Here is an 18890-nt window from a genome sequence, read left to right as displayed (position 1 = left end):
TGCAGGGCTTGTATGGCCGAACCAAGAAATTGTCAGCTACGGCCGCACCCCCATCGCGGCTGTAGCTGATGCGCTCAGGACAGCGAAAGAGGCTCAGTAGCAACCCGCAGAAGACGGGTCTGCTGCACGAGTAGGTGACACCTGATCTGTGGTGCTGGAGGGCACCGCGGGAGAGGATATGCACCGTGCCCAGACCCCACCCCAAGGAGTTCCGCGACGACGTCGTGGCCGTGGCCCGCCGCGGCGAGGCCCCGGTTGCTGAGATCGCGAAGGACTTCGGCATCAGCGAGTCCTGCCTGCGGAACTGGCTCCCCCGAGCCGACGTCGAGGACGGCCACCGACCCGGGACCCCGACCCAGGAGTCGGCTGAGCTGAGGGAGCTGCGCCGGCGGAACCGGTTGCTGGAGCAGGAGAACGAGGTCCTGCGCCGGGCCGCGGCCTACTTGTCCCAGGCGAACCTGCCGGGAAATGATGTACCCGCTCGTGTCAGAAGCTCGCCGAGGACGGGATCCCCGTCACGGTGACGTGCCGGGTCCTCAAGCTCGCCCGCCAGCCCTACTACCGCTGGCTGCCCAGCCGGTCACGCCACGAGATCGCGAGCAGGCCGCCCTGGCCACCGCCTTGTTCGACGCCCACCGCGACGACCCGGAGTTCGGTCACCGGCTCCTCGGTGACGAAGCCCGCGCGGCCGGTCACCGGGTCGGTGACCGGACGGTGTGGCGGATCTGCGCAGCCAACCACTGGTGGTCGGTCTTCGGGAAGAAGCGGGGCGCCAACGGGAAGCGGCCCGGCCCGCCAGCCCACGACGACCTCGTCCGACGCGAGTTCACCGCAGCAGCCCCGAACCGGCTGTGGCTGACCGACATCACCGAACACCCCACCGCTGAGGGCAAGCTCTACCTCTGCGCCATCAAGGACGTGTTCTCGGGCCGGATCGTCGGCTACTCCATGAGCAGCCGGATGAAGTCCCAGCTGGCCGTGGACGCCCTCGCCTCCGCGGTCGCCCGCCGCGGCAGCGACATCGCCGGCTGCACGGTCCACTCCGATCGCGGATCGCAGTTCCGCTCCAGACGCTTCCTGGACCAGCTGCGCCGCCACCAGCTGGCCGGCTCGATGGGTCAGGTCGCCTCCGCCGGTGACAACGCCGCCATGGAGTCCTTCTTCTCCCTGCTGCAGAAGAACGTCCTGGACCGGCGGCGTTGGACCACCCGGGCCGAACTACGACAGGCGATCATCACCTGGATCGAACGGACCTACCACCGTCGCCGACGACAAGCCCGCCTCGGTCGACTCACCCCGATCGAGTACGAGACCATCAACAGCACTCAGGTCGCACTCGCCGCCTGAGAACCACTGTCACCTATCGGTGCAGCAGTCCCCACCGAGAGATCTGAGTTCCACAAGTCCCACTCGGGGATGATCAGGAGAACGTCGGTGTCTCCCTCGTCGATGTGAATGTATCGCTCAAGCTCCACAGTCGTGTTGGGAGGAGCGTCGCTGGCGTCTTCGCGGCAGTGCTTGAGCTTGTCGATGAAGTAGGTCTTCACCTGGTGGCTTGCGGCCACCACGCTCATGTCTGTGCTCCTGTCGTCGTGTCAACGGCTTTGGACACTACCGACACCGCGCGGCCATCGGGCAGAGTTCGCGGAGAGACGGCAGTCGGGGACAGGGGTGACGGATCATGCGGGAAGCGCTGAGCAACGCTCATACTGTCAGCGATGGTGAACCATTGGTGCATGCTTAGGGGTTGATGCCGCTCAACCCCACCCCGGGCTCGAAGTGGACGGCGTCCCGGCCGGAAGACGAGCGCGAGTTCGTCCGCCGGCTCGAGGCCCACGGCGTGCCGGTGACCGTCCGCGACACCCGCGGCCGCGAGATCGACGGCGCCTGCGGACAGCTGGCGGCCAGCGAGGCCTGATGGCTGAGCGGTTCGCCGGCTTCCCCGAGGCGGCGCTGGACTTCTACGACGACCTCGAGCTGGACAACTCGCGCTCCTTCTGGGAGCGCCACCGCCACGTCTACGAGGAGTGCGTGCGGGCCCCGATGGTGGCGCTGACCGCCGAGCTGGCCGAGCAGTTCGGCACCGCCAAGCTGTTCCGGCCGCACCGCGACGTCCGCTTCGCCAAGGACAAGTCGCCCTACAAGACGCACCAGGGCGCCTACGTGGCCGCGGCCGACCACACCGGCTGGTACGTCGAGCTGTCCGCCGCGGGCGTGCGCGTGGCGGCCGGACGCTGGGGAGGCGACGGCGAGACGCTGGCCCGGGTGCGGCGCGACATCGCCGGACGCCCGGGGGCGGAGCTGGAGCGGCTGCTGGCCGAGGCCCGCTCGCGCGGGCTCGAGGTGAGCGGGGACCGGCTGCGGACCGCGCCGCGCGGCTGGCCGCGGGACCACCCCCGGATCGAGCTGCTGCGCCACACCACCTTGAACCTGGGACGCAGCTACGGCTTCGACCCGGTGATCTCCGACCACGCCCTGGTCGGCCGGGTCCGCCACGACTGGGAGCTGATGCGCCCGCTGGTGGAGTGGCTGGCCGCCCGCGCCGGCTGAGCACCCAGGGGTCCGGGCGCCGGCGGGCGGTCAGCCCAGCAGCAGCGCGCAGGCCTCGTCCACGTCGTCGACCAGGTGCAGCCGCTCGCCCATCGAGCGCCCCCGGCCCAGGGCCTGCAGCAGCGGCCAGGCGGGCAGCACCGACGTCCAGTGCTCCCGACCCACCAGCACCAGCGGGGTGACCTGCTCGGGGCTGGCCGCGTAGTAGCCGGCCGTGCTGGCCTGGAAGATCTCCTGCACCGTGCCGGCCGCTCCCGGCAGGTACACCAGCCCGCCCCGGCAGCGCTGCAGCAGGACGTCCTCGCGCAGGGCGTTGGCGAAGTACTTGGCGACGCCGCCGGCGAAGAGGTTCGGCGGCTCGTGCCCGTAGAACCAGGTGGGGATGCCCAGGCTGGGCACCGGACCCTCCACGGGCCACCGCCGCAGCACCTCGGCCGCCGCGGCCACCCAGTCGTCCACCGAGGGCGTGAACCGGGGTGCGGTGGCCAGCACCGCCAGCGCGGCCTCCAGGTCGGCGGCCCCGCGGCCGGCCATCCGGGCGCCCAGGTTCGCCGCCTCCATCGCCCCGGGGCCGCCGCCGGTGAGCACCACCCGTCCCGCTGCGGCGAGCTCGCGGCCCAGCCGGGCCGCCGCGGCGTACTCCTGGCTGTCGCGGCCGACCGCGTGGCCACCCATCACGCCCACCACGGGCGCCGCCAGCGCCGCCAGGGCCTCGTCCAGGGCGTCGCCGACGGCGTGGTCGTGCAGCGAGGTGGCCAGCGTGGCCGCCAGCCCCGCCGCCGGGCCCTGCGCCCGCCACCAGGTGTAGACGGCCGCGTCGGGGCTGTCGGTCCACCGCGCGGGGGCGCCCGGCGCCAGCGCGTACAGCTCCTCGGCGGTGTAGAGGGCGCCGCGGTAGGGGTCGAACGGCAGCCCGGGCAGCCGGGGGAACACCAGCGCCCCGCGGGAGCGCACCGAGTCCGCGTCCGCGTCCGACAGCTCGCACCCCAGGAACACCGCACCCGCCGGCTCGAGCCGGCGCAGCTCGGCCGAGCGGTCGCCCAGGTCGACCGACTGCAGGAACCAGCCCGCCATGGACGTGGCCCGGCGGGCGTGGTGGTCGAACTCGGCGAGGTCGTGGACGTCCAGCGTGCGGCGGGTCATGTGTCCCGATCCTCCCAGAGAGATCGATACGCTCCCGCCCATGGACCTGCTCGCCGTGCCCGGTTGGGTGGGGACGACCCTGGTGGTGCTGGAGTACCTGATCAAGCTCGTGGCGCTGGGGCTGGTGCCGGAGAACCGCCGGCCGAGCTCGTCGCAGGCCTGGCTGCTGCTCATCCTGCTGCTGCCGGTGGTGGGGCTGCCGCTGTTCCTGCTGATCGGCAGCCCCTACGTGCGGGGTCGCCGGCACCGGCTGCAGCAGCAGGCGAACCGGGTGCTGGAGCGGCGGACCGCGGAGGTGCCCGCGCTGTCGTCGGCCATCGCGCCGCGCAGCGGGCTGGTGACGCTGGTGGAGCTGAACCGGAACCTGACCGCGCTGCCGCTCACCCACGGCACCGACGAGGGGCTGCACTTCCACTACGAGGAGAGCATCGCGGCGATGGCGGCCGCCGTGGACGGGGCACGTGAGCGCGTCCACGTCGAGATCTACATCGTGGCCTGGGACGAGACCACCGACGTGTTCTTCCAGGCGCTGGCCCGCGCCGTCCGCCGCGGGGTGACCGTGCGGCTGCTGATGGACCACCTGGGCAGCCGGGGCTACCCCGGGTGGCGCCGCCTCGGCCGCCGGCTCACCGACATCGGGGTGGAGTGGCAGCTGATGCTGCCGCTGCGGCCCTGGCGGGGCCAGGTCCGCCGCCCCGACCTGCGCAACCACCGCAAGCTGGTGGTGGTCGACGACCGGCTGGCCTTCATGGGCTCGCAGAACATGATCGACGCCTCCTACCTGAAGCGGCGCCACCGCCGGGTCGGGCGGCTCTGGCGCGACTGCAACATCGAGCTCACCGGGCCGGTGGTCGACCAGCTCAACGCCGTGTTCGCCCTCGACTGGTACACCGAGACCGGCGAGCTGCTGGAGCTGCCGAGACGGCCACCCTCCGNNNCCGAGCCGAACCTGCGGCTGTTCACCTCGCTGGTGCACGGCGCCCAGGAGCGGCTGACGGTGGTCAGCCCCTACTTCGTCCCCGACGAGGCGCTCGAGCTGGCCATCACCACCGCCGCGATGCGCGGCGTGCAGGTGGAGCTGTTCGTCTCCGAGCGGGCCGACCAGTTCATGGTCCACCACGCCCAGCGCTCCTACTACCACGAGCTGCTGCAGGCCGGGGTGCGGATCTGGGCGCTGCCGCGGCCCTACGTGCTGCACTCCAAGTTCATGACCGTCGACGACTCGGCCGCGGTCTTCGGCTCCTCCAACATGGACATGCGCTCGTTCTACCTCGACTACGAGGTCACCCTGCTGGGCTTCGGCGCCGGCTTCGTGGCCGACCTGCAGCAGCTGGCGCAGCACTACCGCGAGCTCTCCTCCGAGATCACCCCCGAGCTGTGGAGCCGGCGCAGCCCGGCCAGCCGCTACCTGGACAACGTGATGCGGCTGACCTCGGCGCTGCAGTGAGCACCTCCCCGGGGCTCGGCAGCCCGGCCGGCGACCGCGGACCTGCCACACTGAGGCCCGTGCGTGACGTGGTGGTGCTCGGGAGCACCGGGTCGGTGGGTCGGCAGGCGCTGGAGCTGGTGGGGGAGCGCCCAGACGACTTCAAGGTGGTGGCGCTGGCCGCCGGCGGGGGCTCGGTCGCCGAGCTGGCCCGGCAGGTGCTGGACCACCGTCCCCGGGTGGTGGCGCTCGCCCGTCCCACCGCGGTGCAGGACCTCCAGCTGGCCCTCTACGCCGCCGCCAAGGAGCGGGGCTGGGCCACCGGGGAGGTGACGCTGCCCCGCATCGTGGCCGGTCCTGACGCCGCCACGGAGGTGGCCGCGACGCCGTGCGACGTCGTGCTCAACGCCATCACCGGCGCCGCCGGGCTGCGCCCGACGCTGGCCACGCTGGCCGCCGGCACCCGGCTGGCGCTGGCCAACAAGGAGTCGCTGGTGATCGGCGGGCGCCTGGTCACCTCGGCCGCCGCCGAGGGCCAGATCGTGCCGGTGGACTCCGAGCACTCCGCGCTGGCCCAGTGCCTGCGCGGCGGCCGCGCCGGGGAGGTCGACCGGCTGCTGCTGACCGCCAGCGGCGGGCCCTTCCGCGGGCGCTCGCGGGCCGAGCTCGCCGACGTGACCCCCGAGCAGGCGATGGCCCACCCCACCTGGGACATGGGCCGGGTGATCACCACGAACTCCGCCACCCTGGTCAACAAGGGCCTGGAGGTGCTGGAGGCCCACCTGCTGTTCGGGATCGGGCTGGACCGCATCGACGTCGTGGTGCACCCGCAGTCGGTGGTGCACTCGATGGTGCAGTTCACCGACGGCTCCACGCTGGCGCAGTGCTCGCCGCCCGACATGCGGCTGCCGATCGCGCTCGGCCTGGTCTGGCCCGAGCGCCTGCCCGGCGCCACCGCGCCGGTGGACTGGAGCCGGGCCACCAGCTGGACCTTCGAGCCGCTGGACTCCGAGGCCTTCCCCGCGGTGGACGTCGCCCGCCGCGCCGGGCTGGCCGGTGGGTCCGCCCCGGCGGTGTTCAACGCCGCCAACGAGGAGTGCGTCGACGCCTTCCACGCCGGCCGGATCGGCTTCCTGCAGGTGATGGAGGTCGTCACCCGGGTGCTCGAGGAGCACCTGCGTCCGGCACCCGCGGCGACGGCGGGCGACCCTTCGCCGGCCGACGTAGGATCGACGCTGGTCACGGACTCCGGGATGGGCGTCGAGGCGGTCCTCGCCGCCGACGCCTGGGCCCGGCGCCGGACGGCGGTGCTGGTCGAGGAGCTCTCGGCCGTCGGTGGGCGCGAGCCCGGCAGGGAGTGAGCAGGCAGCGATGGAACTGGTCGTCTTCGTGGTGGCCGCGCTCGGCTTCTTCGCGCTCATCATGGTCTCGATCGCCCTGCACGAGGTGGGTCACCTCGTCCCGGCGAAGCTGTTCGGCGTCAAGGTCACCCAGTACTTCACCGGCTTCGGCCGCACCCTGTGGTCCACCCGCCGGGGGGAGACCGAGTACGGCGTCAAGGCCATCCCGCTGGGCGGCTTCGTCCGCATGGTCGGCATGTTCCCGCCCCGCCCCGACGGCACGCTGCGCAGCAGCTCCAGCGGGCTGTTCTCCTCCCTGGCCGACTCCGCCCGGGAGGCCGAGTACGAGCAGGTGACCCCCGCCGACGACGGCCGGCTGTTCTACCAGAAGCCGGTGTGGCAGAAGCTCGTCATCATGGCCGGCGGCCCGGTGATGAACCTGCTGCTGGCCTTCCTGATCCTGCTGGGGGTCACCGGGCTGTACGGCGTGGTCCGCCCCCAGCTCACCGTCGCGGCGGTCAGCGAGTGCGTGCTGGCGGTCGGGGAGCAGCGGGCCTGCACCGACGCCGACCCCACGACGCCGGCCAAGAAGATGGGGCTGCTTCCTGGCGACCGGATCATCTCGTTCAACGGCGTGGTGCTGCACAGCTGGGAGCAGCTGTCGGAGCTGATCCGCGACAACGGCGCCGCCCCGGCCACCGTGGTGGTCGAACGAGGCGGCCAACCGCTCCCGCTGCCCCCCGTGGCGACCACGGTCACCGGCGTGGTGGACGAGTGGAACCCCAGCCGGACCGTCGAGGCCGGCTTCCTCGGCGTCTCGCCCAGCTACGAGCGCGTCCGCGGCGGACCGGTGACGGTGCTGTCGGACATGGCCGAGATGACGGCCCTCAGCCTGCACGCGCTGGCCCGCTTCCCGGTGAGCGTGTACACCACCGCGGCCGACCTGGTGACCGGGGCCGACCGCGACCCCAACGGCCCCATCAGCATCGTCGGGGCCAGCCGCACCGCCGGCGACGTGGCCACCACCCCGATGCTGACCGCGGGGGAGAAGGTGTCCACCTGGTTCACCCTGCTCGGCTCGGTGAACCTGTTCGTCGCGCTGTTCAACTTCGTCCCCCTGCTCCCGCTGGACGGCGGCCACATCGCCGGCGCCCTGTGGGAGGGGCTGCGGCGCTGGCTGGCCCGCGTCCGCGGCCGGCGGGACCCCGGCCACGTCGACACCGCCCGGCTGCTGCCGGTGGCCTACCTGGTCGGCGGCTTCATCGCCGTCTCCGGTGTGGTGCTGATCCTGGCCGACCTGATCGACCCCATCCGGCTGTTCGGCTGACCCGTCGAGCACCATCCCCACCCGAGTGCGAGAGTTGAGCCCATGAGCATCGATCTGCCCCTTCCCCAGCTCCGGGAGGAACCCCCCGTGCTGGCCCCCCGGCGACCCACCCGCCAGATCCGGGTGGGCTCGGTGGGCGTCGGCAGCGAGCACCCGGTCTCGGTCCAGTCGATGACCACCACGGCGACCACCGACATCANCTCGGTGGGCGTCGGCAGCGAGCACCCGGTCTCGGTCCAGTTTTTTGCCACCCTGCAGCAGATCGCCGAGCTGACGGCCGCCGGGTGCGACATCGTCCGCGTCGCCTGCCCGTCCTCCGACGACGCCGAGGCGCTGCCGATCATCGCGAAGAAGTCCCAGATCCCGGTGATCGCCGACATCCACTTCCAGCCCAAGTACGTCTTCGCCGCGATCGAGGCCGGCTGCGCGGCCGTGCGGGTCAACCCCGGCAACATCCGCAAGTTCGACGACCAGGTCAAGCAGATCGCGCAGGCGGCCAAGGACCACGGCACCTCGATCCGCATCGGCGTCAACGCCGGCTCGCTCGACCCGCGGCTGCTGCAGAAGTACGGCAGGGCGACCCCCGAGGCGCTGGTGGAGTCCGCGGTGTGGGAGGCGTCGCTGTTCGAGGAGCACGACTTCCACGACTTCAAGATCTCGGTCAAGCACAACGACCCCGTGGTGATGGTGCGGGCCTACGAGCTGCTGGCCGAGCGCGGGGACTGGCCGCTGCACCTGGGGGTGACCGAGGCCGGTCCGGCCTTCCAGGGCACCATCAAGTCGGCCACCGCCTTCGGGGCGCTGCTCAGCAAGGGGATCGGGGACACCATCCGCGTCTCGCTGTCGGCACCGCCGGTGGAGGAGGTCAAGGTCGGCATCCAGATCCTGCAGTCGCTCAACCTGCGCCCCCGCAAGCTCGAGATCGTCTCCTGCCCCTCCTGCGGGCGCGCCCAGGTCGACGTCTACACCCTGGCCGAGCAGGTCACCGCGGGGCTGGACGGGCTGGAGGTGCCGCTGCGGGTGGCCGTGATGGGCTGCGTGGTGAACGGGCCCGGCGAGGCCCGCGAGGCCGACCTCGGCGTGGCCTCGGGCAACGGCAAGGGCCAGATCTTCGTCAAGGGCGAGGTGATCAAGACGGTGCGCGAGGCCGACATCGTCGAGACCCTGATCGAGGAGGCCATGCGGCTGGCCGAGCAGATGCCGGCCGGCGAGGGCCGTCCGGAGGTCAGCGTCTCATGAGCCGGCGCACCCGCACCCGGCCCGGGAGGCGGCCGTGACCGCCTCGCTGCGGGTCGCGGGACGGGTGCGCGTGCTGGAGGACGCCGACCTGCCCGACGTCGTCCGGATCCTCTCGCTGGACCCGGTCACCAACGTCTTCGTCTCCTCCCGGGTCCGCAGCGGCGGGGTCAGCGAGTTCACCCTCGGCTGCCCGCTGTGGGGCTGGGAGGTCGGCGGCCGGCTCCGCTCGCTGCTGCACGTCGGCTCCAACCTGGTGCCGGTGCACGCCGACCCCGAGGCGGTGGCCGGCTTCGTCGAGCACACCGGACGGTTCCGCCGCTGCTCCTCCATCGTCGGCCCCGCCGAGGTGGTGCTGGCGCTGTGGCAGGGGCTGTCGCAGCGCTGGGGCAGCTCGTGGTCCGACGTCCGCGAGCTGCGCAGCAGCCAGCCGGTGCTGGTGATGGACGCCGACCCGGTGGTGGACGAGGACGAGCGCGTGCAGCAGGTCACCGAGGAGCACTGGGACGCCTACGTCGACGCCTCGGCCCGGATGTACACCGAGGAGGTCGGTGTGCCGCCGTCGCCGGGGAACCCGCTGAGCTACCGGATGCACGTCCTGGGCCTGATCAGGGCCGGCCGGGCCTTCGGCATCGTCGAGGACGGCCGCGTGCTGTTCAAGGCCGACCTCGGGTCGGTGGCGGGTCAGGTGAGCCAGGTGCAGGGGGTGTGGCTGGAGCCGGAGCTGCGCGGGCGCGGGCTCGCCGCGCCGGCGATGGCCCGCACGGTGCGGCTGGCCCGCCAGCAGACGCCCACGGTGTCGCTGTACGTCAACGACTTCAACTGCGCGGCCCGCCGCACCTACGAGCGCGTCGGGTTCCGCCAGGTCGGCGAGTTCGCCACCGTGCTGTACTGACCGCCCCGCCCAGATCCCGCCCCGTCGCCCGGCTGCGGGACGCGGGCCCTGCCCCGCCCCGATAGGCTGCCCGCCGTGATCACCAGGATGACCGAGCTGTTCGTGCGGACCCTGCGCGAGGACCCCTCCGACGCCGAGGTGGCCAGCCACCGCTGGCTGGTGCGCGCCGGCTACATCCGCCGGGTGGCGCCGGGCATCTACTCCTGGCTGCCGCTGGGGCTGCGGGTGCTGCAGAAGGTGGAGCAGATCGTCCGCGAGGAGATGGCCGCGGCCGGCTCCCAGGAGGTCCGCTTCCCGGCGCTGCTGCCGCGCGAGCCCTACGAGGCCACCGGCCGCTGGACCGAGTACGGCCAGGGCATCTTCCGGCTCAAGGACCGCAGGGACAACGACTACCTGCTGGGGCCGACCCACGAGGAGATGTTCGCCCTGGCGGTGAAGGACCTGTACTCCTCCTACAAGGACCTGCCGCTCACCATCCACCAGATCCAGACCAAGTACCGCGACGAGGCCCGTCCGCGGGCCGGTCTGCTGCGCGGGCGCGAGTTCGTCATGAAGGACGCCTACAGCTTCGACGTGGACGAGGCCGGGCTGGCCCGCTCCTACGCCCGCCAGCGCGAGGCCTACCAGCGGATCTTCGACCGGCTGGGCTTCGAGTACGTGATCGTCAAGGCGCTCTCGGGGGCCATGGGCGGGTCGATGAGCGAGGAGTTCCTGGCCATCAGCCCGATCGGGGAGGACACCTTCGTCCGCTCCCCGGGTGGCTACGCCGCCAACGTCGAGGCCGTCACCGTGCCCGTGCCCGACCCGGTGGACGCCTCCGACGTCCCGGCCGCCCACGTCGAGCCGACGCCCGGCACGCCCACCATCGAGACGCTGGTCGCCGCGCTCAACGCCCACCACCCGCGCCCGGACCGGCAGTGGCAGGCCTCGGACACGCTGAAGAACGTGCTGCTCGTGGTCACCCAGCCCGACGGCAGCCGTCACGACCTGGCCGTCGGCCTGCCCGGCGACCGCGAGGTCGACGCCAAGCGGCTGGAGGCCCAGCTCGGCGAGGGCGCGACCTGGGCGCCCTTCGGCGAGGAGGACTTCGCCCGCCACCCGCAGCTGGTCAAGGGCTACATCGGCCCCGGCGTGCTGGGCGAGGAGGGCCCGACCGGCATCCGCTACCTGCTGGACCCGCGGGTGGTGGACGGCACCGCCTGGGTCACCGGCGCCGACGAGGTGGACCGCCACGTGCTGCACCTGGTCAAGGGCCGTGACTTCGACGCCGACGGCACCATCGAGGTGGCCGAGGTCCGCGCCGGCGACCCCGCCCCGGACGGCTCGGGGCCGCTGGAGCTGGCCCGCGGCATGGAGATGGGTCACATCTTCGCGCTGGGGACGAAGTACTCCGAGGCGCTCGGGGTCAAGGTCCTCGATCCGAACGGCAAGCTGGTGCCGGTGCAGATGGGCTCCTACGGCATCGGGATCAGCCGGGCTGTGGCGGCGGTGGCCGAGGGCAGCTGCGACGACAAGGGGCTGTGCTGGCCGCGCGAGCTGGCCCCCTTCGACGTGCTGGTGCTGGCCACCGGCAAGGGCGAGGAGCCGCTGCAGGTGGCCACCGGGATCGCCAGCGCCCTGGCCGACCGCGGGTACGAGGTGCTGCTGGACGACCGCAAGGCCTCGCCGGGGGTCAAGTTCGCCGACTCCGAGCTGCTCGGGGTCCCCACCGTGGTGGTGGTCGGGCGCGGGCTGGCCGACGGCGTGGTGGAGGTGCGCGACCGGCGCAGCGGCGACCGGGTCGAGGTGCCCGTCGACGAGGCGCCAGAGCACCTGCTCGAGCTGCTCAGGTGAGCGCACCTGCTCGGGCTGCCCTGGTGGGCACACCTGCTCGGGCTGCCCTGGTGGGCGCACCTGCTCGGGGTGCCCTGCTGAGCGTGCGGCTGGACGGCCCCGGCGGTGCCTGAGGACCTCGCCCTCCACCTGGTCCTGCTGCTGGTCGGCGCGGCCTTCGTGGCTGGCTGGGTCGACGCGGTGGTGGGCGGCGGCGGGCTGATCCAGCTGCCGGCGCTGCTGGTGACGCTCCCCGACGACACCCCGGTGCCGGTCATCTCCGGCACCAACAAGGTGAGCTCGGTGGCCGGCACCACGATCGCCACCATCACCTACCTGCGCCGGGTCACCCTGGACTGGCCGGTGGTGCTGCCGCTGGTGGTCAGCGCCGCCGCCGGCTCCGCCGCCGGCGCCCAGCTGGTCAGGTTGCTGCCGCGCGACGCCTTCACCCCGATCGTGCTGGTGGCCCTGGTGGCGGTGGGGGTGTACACGGTCAGGAGACCCCAGATGGGTCTGCACAACGAGGTCCGCCACACCGGCCTGGCGGCGGCCTGGCGCACCGCCCTGATCGGGCTCGGGGTGGGTCTCTACGACGGCTTCCTCGGCCCCGGCACCGGCTCGTTCTTCGTCATCCTGATCGTGGCGGTGCTCGGGCACGGGTTCCTGCAGGCCACCGCCAAGGCGAAGCTGGCCAACCTGACCACCAACCTGGCGGCCATCTCGGTGCTGGCCTGGCACGGCCAGGTCTACTGGCTGCTGGGGGCGCTGATGGCCGCGGCCAACCTGCTGGGCGGGTTCACCGGTGCCCGGATGGCGCTGCGCAACGGCAGCGCCTTCGTGCGGCGGGTCTTCCTGGTCGTCGTCGGCCTGATGGTCGTGCGCCTGGGCTGGGACACGGTGCTGATCGTGCAGCGCCAGCTCAGCGGCTGAGGTCCCTCACCACCCGGGCCAGACCGCCAGCTCGGCCCCCAGCCGGGTGCCGGAGCGGGTGGCGGCCACCAGCGCGTCCACCGCGAGCCTGCGCTCGGCCTCGCCGCTGGCCTGCACCCAGCGGCCGAGCCAGGGCAGCAGCCCCGTCTCGACCCGCCGCCGCAGCGCCGCCGAACCGGCGCCGTCGTCGGGGTCCAGCTCGACGTCGTAGCCGGGCTCGGCCGCCGGCACGGCGCGCCCGCGCTCGGCCAGCACCCGCGAGACGGCGTCGCGCAGGGCGAGCAGCCGCTGCAGCCGGTCCTCCGCCGCCGCGCGGGCGTCGCCGCCCAGCGCCAGCGGCACCAGCGCCAGCTCGTAGGCGTGCGCCGCCTGGTTCAGGGCCACCACCACGTCGGCCATCGCCACCAGGTCGGTCACCGGGGCGGCCGGCTGCGGCCGGGCCGTCTGCCCGGCCACCGACTCCGCACCTCCGGCCGCCGCCGCGAAGGCGGCCAGCGACGCCCACAGCAGGGCCAGCGGGCCGGCGGCCCCCAGCGCCGCCCGGCGGTGCTCCCCGGCGGCGTCCTCGGCCAGCTCCGCCCAGCCGGCGTCCGGGGCGGGGTCGGGGCCGGGGGAGGGAGACGGTGCCGGCGTGGGCAGCGGCGCCGTGGGGTCGGGCTGGTGCAGCACCAGCGCGTGCTCGGCGTGCCCGGCGGCCAGCCGACGCCAGCGGGTGGCCGCCCGTCCCCCTTCCTCCGCCGCCCGTCGGCCGGCCACGGCGGCCAGCGCGGCCTCGCGGTCCGAGCCCGAGCGGGTACCGGGGACCGGGGTCGGCGACGGCCGGGGCGGTGGGGCCGTCGGGCCGCCGCGGACCACCGGGCTGGAGAAGGTGCACCCGACCAGCGGGACGGCGGCACCGCCGGCCGCCGCCAGGACGAGCAGCTGGCGACGCGTCACTCCGGGCACCCGGCGACGCTACCGCAGGACGTCCCTGCGGCGCGGTGAGGAAGGCGGCACCACGGGGTAGGGGCGTATATAGTCGGCGCTCGCCGCCGGACCCGGTCCGGCGGCCCGACAACTGCAGGTCACAAACGGACGAAGGGAGCAGCCCATGGCCGACTCGGAGCTGACCCCCTTGTTCGAGCCGATCCTGGCCCGTCACGGGCTGGAGCTGGAGCACCTGTCGGTGAAGCCGGCGGGACGGCGCCGCGTGGTGCAGGTCGTGGTGGACGGCGACGGCCCCAACGGCCGCGGCCCCGGCCTGGACGACATCGCGGCCGCCGCCCGCGAGCTCAACGCCGCGGTGGACGAGCGCGACCCCAGCGGGGTGTCGCCCTACACCATCGAGGTCTCCTCCCGCGGGCTCAACCGGCCGCTGTCGCGGCCTCAGCACTGGCGCCGCAACACCGACCGCCTGGTCCGCCTCGACCTGGTCGAGGGCCAGCAGGTGACCGGTCGCATCTCGGGCAGCGACGAGGAGGGCGTGGACCTCGACGTCTCCGGGCGGGCCACCCGCTACTCCTTCGCCGAGATCCGCCGGGCGCTCGTGCAGGTGGAGTTCAACCGCAGGGTGGGCGAGCCGGCCGACGAGGAGGACCCGGCCGACGAGGACGAGGACGACCTGACCGACGAGGTCGAGGACGACGTCGACGGCGAGGACGAGGTCGACGACGAGGACGAGGTCGACGACGAGGACGAGGTCGACGACGAGCCGGGCGAGGACGACGAGCGGGGAGGACGCTGAGATGGACATCGACATGAGCGCCCTGAAGGCGCTGGAGCGCGACCGCGAGATCCCGCTGGACGTGCTGCTCGGCGCCCTCGAGGACGCGCTGCTGCAGGCCTACGACAAGACCGAGGGCGCCCAGCCGGGAGCCCGGATCGACCTGGACCGGCGCACCGGCAAGGTGGCGGTGATGGTCCCCGAGCGCGACGAGGATGGCCAGGTCGTCGGCGAGTACGACGACACCCCCGAGGGCTTCGGCCGGGTCGCCGCCGCGACGGCGCGGCAGGTCATCATCCAGCGGATCCGCGCGGCCGAGGACGAGCAGAAGTACGGCCACTTCGCCGGCGCGGAGGGCGACATCCTCTCCGGGGTGGTGCAGCAGGACCCGCGCTCGCGCACCGTGCTGGTCGACCTGGGCAAGATCGAGGCGATCATGCCGCAGGCCGAGCAGACGCCGGGGGAGCAGTACACCCACGGCCGCCGGCTGCGGGTGCAGGTGGTGGCGGTGCGCAAGGAGCTCCGCGGCCCGCAGGTGGTGGTCTCGCGCACCCACCCCGACCTGGTCCGCAACCTGTTCCGCCTCGAGGTCCCCGAGATCGCCCAGGGCGTGGTCGAGATCAAGGCGGTCGCGCGCGAGGCCGGCCACCGCACCAAGATCGCCGTGGTGAGCCACCACCGCGACGTCAGCGCCAAGGGCGCCTGCATCGGCCCCATGGGGCAGCGGGTGCGCGCGGTGATGCACGAGCTCAACGAGGAGAAGATCGACATCGTCGACTGGTCGGACGACCCGCGGCGCTTCATCGCCTCCGCGCTCTCACCGGCCAAGGTCTCCTCCGTCACCGTGGTCGACGCCGACACCCGCTCGGCCCGCGTCGTGGTGCCGGACTACCAGCTCTCGCTGGCCATCGGCCGCGAGGGGCAGAACGCCCGGCTCGCCGCCCGGCTGACCGGGTGGCGGATCGACATCCGGTCCGACACCGCCGAGAGCATCGGGTAGACTCTCGGGGTGGATCGTCCGGTGCGCACCTGCGTGGGCTGCCGGCAGCGGTCCGAGAAGTTCCGGCTCATCCGCCTGGTGCGGCGGTCCGGCACCTGCGAGGTGGCGGCCGACCCGCGGCAGACGGCGCCGGGGCGAGGCGCCTACGTGCACCCCGACCCGGCGTGCCACGAGCTCGCGATCCGTCGCCGGGCCATCGGCCGCGCGCTGCGACTTGAGGGGGTCGACCCCCGACAGGTCGCCGACGCACTGAGGTCCGTGACGACGTCCGGGAGCCCACCGGCATAGAGTTGGGTCCGGCCTGGAGCCGGGCCCTGCACCAGTTTGGGACGCTGCGACCCGCGACGGGTCGCCCGAACCGATCCGCGCCACCCGGTGCGGATCAGACCAGAAAGTGAGCTGACGCTCATGACGACTCGATGAGTACCCCTCAATGAGCCAGTACAACTGAGTGGTCCGCGTGCAGACGCGGACCGATGGGAGAAGAGTGGCAAAGGTCCGTGTCTACGAGCTCGCGAAAGAGTTCGGAGTCGAGAGCAAGGAAGTTCTGAAGACCCTCAGCGACATGGGGGAGTTCGTCCGGTCGGCGTCGTCGACCATCGAGGCGCCGGTCGTCCGCCGGCTGACCGAGAAGCTGCGGTCCGACGGTGCCGGCAGCGCCCCCGCGCCCGCGGCGGGCCGTCCGCGTCCCGCCGGCCAGGCCCCGCGCCCGGGTGCCCCGGGTCCCCGGCCGGCCCAGCCCCGTCCTGACGGGCAGACCGCCCGGCCCGACGGCCAGGCGACCCGGCCCGACGGCCAGGCCGCCCGCCCCGCCGGTCCGGCCCCGCGCCCGGCCGCACCGGGCACCGGTCCCCAGGTCCGTTCACCCCGTCCGGGTCAGCCGTCCACCGGCACCCCCGGTCCGCGTCCCGAGGCCCGTGAGTCCCGTCCCGAGGTCGAGCGCCCAGCTCCGGCCGAGGCCCGCGAGACCCGCCCCGAGGTGACGCCGACGCGTCCGGAGGCCCCCTCCGGCGGCACCGCCCCGGGTCCCCGTCCCGGCGCCCCGCGCCCGGGTGCGCCCGCGCCCCGTCCCGGTGAGGGACGCCCGTCCGCCGGTGCCCCGCGCCCCGGCGGGGCCCCGCGTCCCGGTGCTCCGGCACCCCGTCCCGGTGGTCCCGCCCCGCGTCCGCGCGCCGGTTCCACCGGCGGTCTGCCCGGGGCCCAGCCCACGGCCCGTCGCGGTCCGTCGGCCCCGCGTCCGGGCAACAACCCCTTCGCCTCCTCGCAGGGCATGGGCACGCAGCGGCCGCGGCCGCCGCGTGAGGACGCCCGTCCCGCCGAGTCGGCCCGTCCGGGCGGTCCCCGTCCGCCGGCCGCCCGTCGGCCCGGTGCGCCCGGGGCCCCCGCGGGTCCCCGCCCCGGTGGTGGTGTGCCCGGCATGCCCCGCCCCAACCCGGCGATGATGCCCAAGCAGTCCTCGAACCAGCTGGGCGCCCCCGCCCGTGGCCGTGGTGGCCCCGGTGCCGGTGGTCGTGGCCGCGCCGGTGGCCCCGGTGGTCCCGGTCGTGGCGGTCCCGGTGGTGGCGGCGGCTTCGGCCCGCCGGCAGGTGCACGCGGTGGTCGTGGCGGTCGCGGTGGCGGCGGCACCCAGGGAGCCTTCGGGCGTCCGGGTGGTCCCTCGCGCCGTGGTCGCAAGTCGAAGAAGCAGCGTCGCCAGGAGTTCGACCAGATGGAGGCGCCGAGCTTCGGCGGCGTGAGCGTCCGCAAGGGCGACGGCTCCACCATCCGGCTGGCCCGTGGCGCCTCGCTGACCGACCTGGCCGAGAAGATCGGCGCCGAGCCGGCGTCGCTGGTGCAGGCCCTGTTCCACCTCGGTGAGATGGTCACGGCCACCCAGTCGGTCAACGACGAGACGCTGCAGCTGCTCGGCTCGGAGCTCAACTACAACATCGAGGTCGTCTCGCCCGAGGACGAGGACCGCGAGCTGCTGGAGAGCTTCGACATCGAGTTCGGCGAGGACGCCGGTGACGAGAGCGACCTGGTGGCCCGACCGCCGGTCGTGACCGTCATGGGTCACGTCGACCACGGCAAGACGAAGCTGCTCGACGCGCTCCGTCGCTCCAACGTGGTGGCGGGCGAGGCCGGTGGCATCACCCAGCACATCGGTGCCTACCAGGTCGAGACCGTCGTCGACGACGTCGACCGCAAGATCACCTTCATCGACACCCCGGGCCACGAGGCGTTCACCGCCATGCGTGCCCGTGGTGCCAAGTCGACCGACATCGCCGTGCTGGTGGTGGCCGCCGACGACGGTGTGATGCCGCAGACGATCGAGGCGCTGAACCACGCCCTGGCCGCCGACGTGCCCGTCGTGGTCGCGGTGAACAAGGTCGACAAGGAGGGCGCGGACCCGACGAAGGTGCGCGGCCAGCTCACCGAGTACGGCCTGGTGCCCGAGGAGTACGGCGGCGACACCATGTTCGTCGACGTCTCCGCCACCCAGCGGCTGGGTCTGGACGACCTGCTCGAGGCGATCGTGCTGACCGCCGACGCGTCGCTCGACCTGCGGGCCAACGCGAAGATGGACGCCCAGGGTGTCGCCGTCGAGGCGCACCTGGACAAGGGCCGTGGCCCGGTGGCCACGGTGCTGGTCCAGCGGGGCACGCTGCGGGTGGGCGACTCGATCGTCTGCGGTCCGGCCCACGGCCGGGTCCGCGCGCTGATCGACGACAACGGCAACACCCTCGACGAGGCGCTGCCGTCCACCCCGGTCCAGGTGCTCGGCCTGACCGCCGTCCCCGGCGCCGGCGACAGCTTCATCGTCGTCAACGACGACCGGATGGCCCGTCAGATCGCCGAGCGCCGCGAGGCCCGGCTCCGGATGGCGGCCCAGGCCGCCGGTGCCCGCCGCAAGACGCTCGACCAGCTGTTCGAGCAGATGGCGAAGGGCGAGACCAGCGAGCTGCTGCTCATCCTCAAGGGTGACGGCTCCGGCTCGGTGGAGGCCCTGGAGGACGCGCTGAGCAAGATCGACGTCGGCGACGAGGTGTCGCTGCGGGTGATCGACCGCGGTGTCGGTGCCATCACCGAGACCAACGTCTCGCTGGCGGCGGCCTCCGGTGCGGTGATCATCGGCTTCAACGTCCGCGCCCAGGGCAAGGCCACCGAGATGGCGGACCGCGAGAACGTGGACATCCGCTACTACTCGGTGATCTACGACGCGATCGACGAGATCGAGGCGGCCCTGAAGGGCATGCTGAAGCCGATCTACGAGGAGGCCCAGCTGGGCACCGCGGAGATCCGCGAGATCTTCCGCTCCTCGCGGGCCGGCATCATCGCGGGCTGCATGGTCACCGGTGGTCTCATCCGGCGCAACGCCCGGGCCCGGCTGCTCCGCGACGGTGTCGTGGTGCACGAGTCGACGATCGGCTCCCTGCGGCGCGAGAAGGACGACGTCACCGAGGTCCGCGAGGGCTTCGAGTGCGGTCTGACGCTCGCGAACTACTCCGACATCCGGATCGGGGACGTGGTGGAGACCTTCGAGATGCGG

At 73.2% G+C, this 18890-nt stretch carries 14 protein-coding genes and 3 pseudogenes; 14 read left to right on the top strand and 3 right to left on the bottom strand.

Features of this window, described 5'->3' with window-relative positions; genetic code table 11:
* The first annotated feature begins 185 nt into the window (after positions 1–185).
* Positions 186–1347 (top strand): annotated as a pseudogene (locus tag GC722_RS14175) (IS3 family transposase).
* On the opposite strand, the gene GC722_RS14170 reads toward GC722_RS14175, so the two are convergent.
* Positions 1326–1574: a hypothetical protein gene (locus GC722_RS14170; protein WP_156611251.1), complete on the bottom strand. Its 249-nt coding sequence runs from the start codon at positions 1572–1574 to the stop codon at positions 1326–1328. The pseudogene GC722_RS14175 and the gene GC722_RS14170 sit on opposite strands and share 22 nt — an antisense overlap.
* A 173-nt stretch (positions 1575–1747) precedes the next feature.
* Here GC722_RS14170 and GC722_RS14165 point away from each other — a divergent pair.
* Together GC722_RS14165 and GC722_RS14160 are read left to right on the top strand one after the other, a co-directional pair.
* Positions 1748–1918 (top strand): annotated as a pseudogene (locus GC722_RS14165) (23S rRNA (adenine(2503)-C(2))-methyltransferase RlmN); the annotation flags it as partial.
* A complete protein-coding gene (locus GC722_RS14160) occupies positions 1918–2550 on the top strand; it encodes a DUF2461 domain-containing protein (RefSeq protein WP_156611249.1) in 633 nt (210 codons plus the stop codon). The pseudogene GC722_RS14165 and the gene GC722_RS14160, both read left to right, overlap by 1 nt.
* A 30-nt stretch (positions 2551–2580) precedes the next feature.
* Here GC722_RS14160 and GC722_RS14155 read toward each other — a convergent pair whose 3' ends face one another.
* Positions 2581–3693: an LOG family protein gene (locus tag GC722_RS14155; protein WP_197430172.1), complete on the bottom strand. Its 1113-nt coding sequence runs from the start codon at positions 3691–3693 to the stop codon at positions 2581–2583.
* Here GC722_RS14155 and GC722_RS14150 point away from each other — a divergent pair.
* The 7 genes from GC722_RS14150 (at position 3623) to GC722_RS14120 (ending at position 12659) form a co-directional block, all read left to right on the top strand.
* Positions 3623–5140: a phospholipase D-like domain-containing protein gene (locus GC722_RS14150; RefSeq protein ID WP_456298118.1), complete on the top strand. Its 1518-nt coding sequence runs from the start codon at positions 3623–3625 to the stop codon at positions 5138–5140. The two genes, GC722_RS14155 and GC722_RS14150, sit on opposite strands and share 71 nt — an antisense overlap.
* A 59-nt stretch (positions 5141–5199) precedes the next feature.
* Positions 5200–6480: a 1-deoxy-D-xylulose-5-phosphate reductoisomerase gene (gene dxr / locus GC722_RS14145; RefSeq protein ID WP_331714858.1), complete on the top strand. Its 1281-nt coding sequence runs from the start codon at positions 5200–5202 to the stop codon at positions 6478–6480.
* Between the two features lie 10 nt (positions 6481–6490).
* Positions 6491–7786, top strand: coding sequence for a M50 family metallopeptidase (locus GC722_RS14140; RefSeq protein ID WP_156611245.1), 1296 nt, complete (start codon positions 6491–6493; stop codon positions 7784–7786).
* Between the two features lie 42 nt (positions 7787–7828).
* The gene (ispG, locus tag GC722_RS14135) at positions 7829–9025 is read left to right on the top strand and encodes a flavodoxin-dependent (E)-4-hydroxy-3-methylbut-2-enyl-diphosphate synthase (protein ID WP_156611244.1); all 1197 of its coding nucleotides are present in this window, start codon (positions 7829–7831) and stop codon (positions 9023–9025) included.
* A 34-nt stretch (positions 9026–9059) separates the two neighbouring features.
* Positions 9060–9917 carry a GNAT family N-acetyltransferase gene (locus GC722_RS14130; RefSeq protein ID WP_331714857.1) on the top strand — a complete coding sequence of 286 codons (858 nt, stop codon included), beginning with the start codon at positions 9060–9062 and terminating at the stop codon, positions 9915–9917.
* Between the two features lie 87 nt (positions 9918–10004).
* The gene (locus GC722_RS14125; protein WP_156612014.1) at positions 10005–11750 is read left to right on the top strand and encodes a proline--tRNA ligase; all 1746 of its coding nucleotides are present in this window, start codon (positions 10005–10007) and stop codon (positions 11748–11750) included.
* A gap of 105 nt (positions 11751–11855) precedes the next feature.
* Positions 11856–12659 carry a sulfite exporter TauE/SafE family protein gene (locus GC722_RS14120; RefSeq protein WP_331714856.1) on the top strand — a complete coding sequence of 268 codons (804 nt, stop codon included), beginning with the start codon at positions 11856–11858 and terminating at the stop codon, positions 12657–12659.
* Positions 12660–12665: 6 nt separating this feature from the next.
* Here the strand turns inward: GC722_RS14120 and GC722_RS19335 are convergent, their stop codons facing one another.
* Positions 12666–13604, bottom strand: a complete 939-nt coding sequence (locus tag GC722_RS19335; protein WP_156611242.1) for a DUF4439 domain-containing protein — start codon at positions 13602–13604, stop codon at positions 12666–12668.
* Between the two features lie 145 nt (positions 13605–13749).
* Here GC722_RS19335 and rimP point away from each other — a divergent pair, with 145 nt between their 5' ends.
* From rimP to infB, 4 genes and pseudogenes are all read left to right on the top strand, one after another.
* Entirely contained in the window at positions 13750–14382 is a 633-nt protein-coding gene (gene rimP / locus GC722_RS14110) for a ribosome maturation factor RimP (protein WP_156611239.1), read from the top strand.
* A 1-nt stretch (position 14383) separates the two neighbouring features.
* The gene (nusA, locus tag GC722_RS14105; RefSeq protein ID WP_156611237.1) at positions 14384–15361 is read left to right on the top strand and encodes a transcription termination factor NusA; all 978 of its coding nucleotides are present in this window, start codon (positions 14384–14386) and stop codon (positions 15359–15361) included.
* Positions 15362–15370: 9 nt separating this feature from the next.
* Positions 15371–15649 (top strand): YlxR family protein, encoded by a 279-nt coding sequence (locus tag GC722_RS19510; RefSeq protein WP_408609318.1) that lies wholly within the window; start codon positions 15371–15373, stop codon positions 15647–15649.
* 199 nt (positions 15650–15848) lie between these two features.
* Positions 15849–18887: pseudogene (gene infB / locus GC722_RS14095) on the top strand (translation initiation factor IF-2); the annotation flags it as partial.
* Positions 18888–18890: the final 3 nt, after the last annotated feature.

This window comes from Auraticoccus cholistanensis (assembly GCF_009742705.1).
Lineage (GTDB): Bacteria > Actinomycetota > Actinomycetes > Propionibacteriales > Propionibacteriaceae > Auraticoccus > Auraticoccus cholistanensis.
Note: the sequence above shows the minus strand (reverse complement) of the source record. Positions and strands in the feature narration are given on the sequence as shown.